5 protein-coding genes are annotated in these 6,519 nt (G+C 48.9%); 2 read left to right on the top strand and 3 right to left on the bottom strand.

Annotation, left to right across the window (positions count from 1 at the left end; genetic code table 11):
• From VIP81_RS00245 to VIP81_RS00235, 3 genes are all read right to left on the bottom strand, one after another.
• Positions 1-631: zinc-dependent peptidase (locus VIP81_RS00245; RefSeq protein ID WP_331956464.1), on the bottom strand; the 631-nt coding region annotated here is incomplete at its 3' end.
• Between the two features lie 27 nt (positions 632-658).
• Entirely contained in the window at positions 659-2,278 is a 1,620-nt protein-coding gene (locus VIP81_RS00240) for a M28 family metallopeptidase (RefSeq protein ID WP_331956463.1), read from the bottom strand.
• A 61-nt stretch (positions 2,279-2,339) separates the two neighbouring features.
• A complete protein-coding gene (locus VIP81_RS00235) occupies positions 2,340-5,036 on the bottom strand; it encodes a gliding motility-associated C-terminal domain-containing protein (protein ID WP_331956462.1) in 2,697 nt (898 codons plus the stop codon).
• Between the two features lie 200 nt (positions 5,037-5,236).
• Between VIP81_RS00235 and VIP81_RS00230 the strand changes: the two genes are divergently transcribed.
• Together VIP81_RS00230 and VIP81_RS00225 are read left to right on the top strand one after the other, a co-directional pair.
• A complete protein-coding gene (locus tag VIP81_RS00230; RefSeq protein ID WP_331956461.1) occupies positions 5,237-6,160 on the top strand; it encodes a dihydrodipicolinate synthase family protein in 924 nt (307 codons plus the stop codon).
• On the top strand, positions 6,157-6,519 hold a 363-nt coding region (locus VIP81_RS00225), incomplete at its 3' end, for an aldehyde dehydrogenase family protein (protein ID WP_331956460.1). The genes VIP81_RS00230 and VIP81_RS00225, both read left to right, overlap by 4 nt.

Raw genomic sequence — 6,519 nt, 5'->3', positions numbered from 1 at the left:
CATTCATCGCTGCATAGGGATTAATATCGGTATGCCCGTCTGAAATCTGCTGTATAGTTTGATGCACCAGTTTCATCCACGGAATACTGTAGCTATGATCCAGCAATTTGCTGGGGAAGCCATCGATGGTGCCATCCGTTTTATCCAGCAGGTGTACAAATTCGTGAATGGCGGTATTGTTTTTATCGCTGGTATTGGAGAAACCTTCGCGCAAGGCAGAGCGGGAGAGGATCATTTGTCCGTTTAAGGGGCCGCTGCCTACCATGCCGAGAATGTTACGGCGATTGCCTTCGTACTGATAGGTTTCATCAAAGGTATCCGGGTAGAGAATCACGTTGGTCAAATTGAAATACTCCCAGTCTTTAAATCCGAAGATGGGAATGATGCCACTGGCGGCTACGAGTACACGGTCCAGTGGTGCTACTTCGGTGCCTACACCTTCTATACTCGTTCTTTTGAGGAAGCGCTGTACCATGGCTTCAAACCGCGTTTTATCAGCGGGATTAAGCTGTTGGTAGTAGCGTACATGCTCTTCCAGGAGCGACTGGTACCCTTCGGGTACGGCTGTTTTTCTTCCTTTCCTGCGACTGTACATATTAACAAAGTACAGGGACAGGATCAATCCGATCATTATCAATCCGAATAAAACCATGGCTATTTATTTTCTGTATGCTTTAAACTCTGACCCTTTTTTCCATGTGGGGAAGCTGCTTTCGTTGCTGAGGTGGTATCCTACGTCAAACAACAGGCGGATGTCTTCTACCATGCCATCCATTACCCAGGTGGCGGGGTCAAATTCATCGGCGGGGGAGTGGTAACGTAAACGGTTGTACGTAGCTGTTTGTTCTTTTCCCCAGCCGGCTTCGTGGCCAATGGCATCGGTGCCTGGGCCGATATATAATCCCGGTACTCCTTTTTTGGCGAAATTGAAGTGGTCGGAACGGAAAAACCAGCCTCCTTCCGGATTGGATTCCGGGATGGTGATGCGGCCTTGTTGGCGGGCAGCACGGAGGGCGTATTCATCCAGCTCAGACTGACCGTAACCAATCACGGTAATATCTTTGGTGCGCCCAAAGGTATTGAGTACATCGAGATTGATGTCGGCCACTATTTTATTGATCGCAAAGGTGGGATGTGCGGCATAGTATTCTGATCCCAGCAGCCCTTGTTCTTCTCCGGTGACGGAAAGAAACAGTACAGAGCGCTCCGGCTTTTGTGGCAGCCGTGTGAAGGCGGTGGCCAGTTCCAGTAAGCCTGCCGTGCCGGTGGCATTGTCTACGGCGCCGTTATAGATAGAATCTCCTTTAACGGGCTCGCCTATACCAAAATGATCCCAGTGGGCAGAATATACGACGCATTCCTGCGGGCGTTTGGCACCCGGTAATACTGCCAGCACATTATGGGAGGTAGATTTTTGTATGGTATTATTAATATCGAGAGATGTTTGTAAGTGGAGGTCTACCGGCCTGAAATCTTTTGTCCTGGCCTTTTGCATGATATCAGGTGATATGCCGGCCAGTTGGAATATTTTTTTGGCAGCCTCCTGTGAGATCCATCCTTCGAGAGCGGTGCGATGCTGATTGTTATCTGCCGTTTGTAAATACAGCTTTGAGTTAGACCATCCGCTGCGGACTACTTTCCACGGATAACTGGCGGCGGCGGTTTCATGAATGATGATAACGCCGGTAGCGCCTTGTCTGGCTGCTTCTTCAAATTTATAGGTCCAGCGGCCGTAGTAGGTCATGGTCCGTCCTTTGAACAGGGTGCTGTCTGCAAAGCCGGGATCATTGATCAACACAATCACCGTTTTACCTTTTACATCCAGTCCTTTATAATCATTCCAGTTGTATTCCGGTGCCACGATGCCATAGCCGGCAAATACCAGCGCTGAGTTGCGGACGCTTATCTGGTCCTGCACGCGGCGGGTAGCGGCTACAAATTCATCCAGGTAAGACAGCGATACTTCGCCGTTGCTGCCTTTGATGACGAGGTTGCCCGCAGGTTTGGAGCTGATGGATACCATGGGTACTTCCTGGAAATAGCTGTTGCCGTTGCCGGGCTGTAGTCCCAGTTGTTTAAATTGAGCGGCCAGGTATTGAATGGTGCTGTCTTCACCGCGGGTAAAGGGTTTGCGCCCTTCAAATGCATCGGAGGCCAGTATTTTAATATGCTGTGCAAAACTGCCGGCGTTAATGGCTTTGATGGCAGTGGAGTCTTGTGCTTTTGCATAACTGCCCAGCAAAGTGACAGCCATGGCTAATATGATGGGTGCTTTCAATGTATGCGCGGTTTATTCAGTGCAAAAAATAGGGGACTTCAGCCAGAAATCCAAAAATGGGTTAGCGGAGCAGCACCGTGGTGCCTTTGCGGAATACCCGCTTACCACTCACTTTCTCCGTGTATTCCAGCATCCATACGTAGGTGCCGATGTCGGCGGATTTTCCATTCACGGTACCGTCCCATTTACGCCGCCAGTCGGTGGTTTCAAATAAGAGGTTACCCACCCGGTTGTAAACGGCAAAATGAAGGTCCACCGCTTTATATGCATTCAGCGGATAGAGATAATCGTTTTGTCCGTCGTTGTTGGGAGAAAATGCCGTAGGCACATCTATATAACAACTGGATACAGCGGTAATATAATGATCGGCAGTATCCATACAGTTGACATCATTTTTAACAATCAGCCGGATGAGATATTGCTGTTCTTTTTGCGTAGGGTAATATTGCATGCGGATAGGATTGGCGGCCACAGAGCGGGCGCCATTGCCGTAGTCCCAGCTCCAGGTCTTTATGTTACCCAAACTTTTATTCTGTGGTAGCACCAGGTCCAGCGGGCAATAAGGCCCTGGGTTCACGTCAAATAATGCGGTCACCTCACTTCTGATCAGGGTGTCTTTACTTTTAGTGTCTGTACAAACACCGTTGGACACGGTGAGTTGCAGGTGCTTCATACCGAGTGAATTGAACATTTTCACGGGGTTTTGTGTGTTCAGTACCTCGCCGTCGTCAAATGTCCATTGCCACTGATTCACCTGTTGGTTGCCATCATGCTGTAAATGGAAGGTGGTAATGCGGCAGTCCTGGTCAATGGAATAACTAAACGAAGCATTCACGGTATCGGCTGTACGAAAAACGATAGGCTGATTAATAGCGGCCAGCTGCCAGCATTCACTCTGCAAAGTATTTCCATCTGTGCCGTTACGGAGTGTAACCACGTAGTCTCCGGCATTTTGAATGGCAGCGGAAAGTTGTAAGTCTATCGAATCGGCCAGATTGTTACTATTGCATATACCGGTAGCTTTTGTAACCCTTACCGGTTTAGGACCACTGATGTTAAAGTCGCTGCCATCGGGGGCCACAGAGCTGCAACGTACCGGAATAGATATACCTACTCTTATGGTCACCGGTGAACAAACTGCTGCCGCCGTACCAAGCAGGAGTGGAGTGGGCTGTGGATCAATGGTAAAAGGCTGTTGGGCGCCGACAGGTGTTTCCTGCCAGCATTCGCTTTGCAATGTATTTCCATCTTTCCCGTTTTTCAATTGCACCACGTAATTCCCATCTTTCAGGATGCGGTCTTTCAATTGTAGTGTAACCGTTTTCGTTAGTCCGTTGATATCACATACGGTAACGGCTTTAGTGACCACCACCGGCGAAGGTCCGCTGACGGTAAAGTCGCTGCCATCATCGGCCACAGAGCTGCAACGGATCGACTGGTCAAATACCAGTTGCAGTTCATTAGGCGCGCAGGCAGGAGCCGTAACCGGTCCCAGAGCCACAAACGGCTGTGGTGGTACATTAAACGTTGCTTCCCCGCCTGCAGGCGTTTGTATGTGGCATTCACTTTCTATGGTGTTGCCGTCAGGTCCGTGTACCAGCGTTACTTTATAATTGCCTGCTTGTAGTATTCTTTTATCCAGTTTTAGGGAGACGGTGGTCGTGAGGCCATCACTGCTGCAATTGCCGGCAGCGCCGGTAATCTTAACCGCAGCAGGGCCGCTCAGCACAAAATCTTTTCCATCCGGAGAGATGGACGCACAACGGATGGGCGCATCAAAGGTCAGTTGCAATTCATCCGGGCCGCAGGGCGGCGTTTTAATGCTGCCCATATCAACAGGCAAGGTCAGTGCAACGGTAAAGGAAACGTGCTCTCCAACCGGAAGCTGGTTGCCACAGGCATCCAGGAAAGTATTTTGGTCGGTGCCATTTTTTGATGTCAAGGTATAAGTCCCAACAGGCAATATTTTGTCTAGTTGTACCAACAACGAATCAGTATCAAATCCATTACTACAGCCAACTCCCGTTACGCCGGTAATTTTTACACCGGGAGCGCTCAGGGTAAACTCACTTCCATTGGCGGCAATACTTTTACATTGGATCTTTTTACTGAGTTTAATCCCTATAGAATAAGGGCCACAGTTGTAGGCCGACTGCTGCAAATGAGGGATCGTAGGATCGGTGATCACGGCGGTGCCACCACCAAAGGAGAGTTCATAACCACTCTGGCTATCCGAAAAATGACTGATCAGCAGCAGGTATTCGTGTCCCTGCTGGATCGTGGCCATTTTGCTGAACAACGGCAGCCCAAAGCCACCACAAACATCCAGAGAGGTGCCTGCTGAAGAGGCGCCGGTAACGCCAAATTCTCCAGTCCAGTTCATGGTTACATACAGACTCCCATCCGTAAACACATCATTGGGATTACGGCCGGTGATGTCAAATATCTGCCAGTCATAGTCTTCTGCCAGTACAAGGGGCGTGATAGTGAACCCCAGTGTACCGGTCTGATAACAGGTGAATTTATACCAGAACGGATTTTTGTCGTTGTGTGGTCCATTTCCCGGGTTATTACAGCCCGGACCAGGTATGAAGTTACCCCCACAGATGGGTACTGATAATTGTTTGAAAGTTTGTGTGCCACATACGGGAAATGCAGAAGACGGTGTTTGGCCAATCTCGCTACACGACTGTGCCCCGGCTGTTTGAGCAAGGGATGACCAGGTTAACAAATAGACCAAAAAAAATAACTGACGCATGGGATATCGCAATTGTAGCAGAACTTTTTTAAATTAAGTAAAATTTCTCAAACCGGGCTATAAAAATATATGCGGATATTTTGGGGTTAATGGAGAAAGTTCGTTCTTTTCGGTTAAAATCTGCGTATAATTGATTAATTACAGTAGCATGCCATAGAACGTCGCCTGCTATTTTTGTTGACATAAAAACAGATAGGAAAATGGCACAAGTTAACTGGCAAGGCGTATTTCCCGCATTGCTTACCCCTTTCACCGCCGACGATCATATAGATTATGAGATGTTCGACAAAAACCTGCAGGCGCAGGTCGATGCAGGCGTTAATGGTATTATTCTGGGCGGCTCACTGGGAGAAGCCAGCAGTTTACAGAATGAAGAAAAGTATGCATTGGTAAAACATGCCGTTGCTTTTCTGGGTGGTAAAATACCCGTCATTATGAATATTGCGGAACAAACCACTACGGCAGCTATCGCATGCGCCCGAGAGGCCCAAAATGCCGGTGCAGCTGGTTTAATGCTGCTGCCTCCTATGCGCTATAAAGCAGATGATGGAGAAACCGTCGCTTACTTTCTTGCAGTAGCCAACAGTACCCCGCTGCCTATTATGATCTACAATAATCCAATAGATTATAAGATTGTAGTGACCCTCGATATGTTTGAACAGCTGTCGAAAGCCGCTAACATTCAGGCCGTGAAGGAATCCACCCGCGACACCACCAACGTTACCCGGATGATTAACCGCTTCGGTAATCGCTTCAGTATTCTCTGCGGCGTAGATACTTTGGCGTTAGAAAGTATCGTTCTTGGCGCCAATGGCTGGGTAGCCGGACTGGTAGATGCTTTCCCGCGTGAAACCGTGGCTATTTACCGCCTCGCAAAAGCCGGCCGCATTGCAGAAGCACTGGTTATTTACCGTTGGTTTATGCCACTGCTGGAACTCGATATCGTACCTAAACTGGTACAGTATATTAAGATGGCAGCTACGGCTACCGGTATCGGTAATACGAATTTGCGTGCACCACGACTGTTACCTCAGGGAGCAGAAAAAGCATACGCAGAAAAAGTAATTGCAACAGCATTGGCTGCGCGCCCTGTGTTACCGGAATATTTAAATCTCCCTGCATGATTACAGGAAAAAATATAATAGGCTTTGCCACTTCCGGAGAAGGTACAGAGGTACTTCGTGCATACGACCCCGTTAGTAATACGGCTTTGCCGGAAACATTTGCAGTGGCCACCACTGCAGAAGTAAATCAGGCCGTGGATAAAGCCATTGCCGCGTTTAAGGAATACCGCCTTTCTTCTCCGGAAGACAAGGCGGTATTCCTGGAAACCATCGCAACAGAAATACTGGCACTGGGTGATACCCTGCTGGAAAGAGCTGTTGCTGAATCCGGACTGCCACTAGGCCGCATTACCGGTGAACGTATGCGCACCGTTTCCCAGCTGCGGCTTTTTGCCGGTATCCTGCGCGAAGGCTCCTGG

It is taken from the genome of Chitinophaga sp., assembly GCF_036566945.1.
Classification (GTDB): Bacteria; Bacteroidota; Bacteroidia; order Chitinophagales; family Chitinophagaceae; genus Chitinophaga.
The sequence above is the reverse complement of the archived record's forward strand: the minus strand, read 5'-3'. Positions and strand labels throughout refer to the sequence as shown.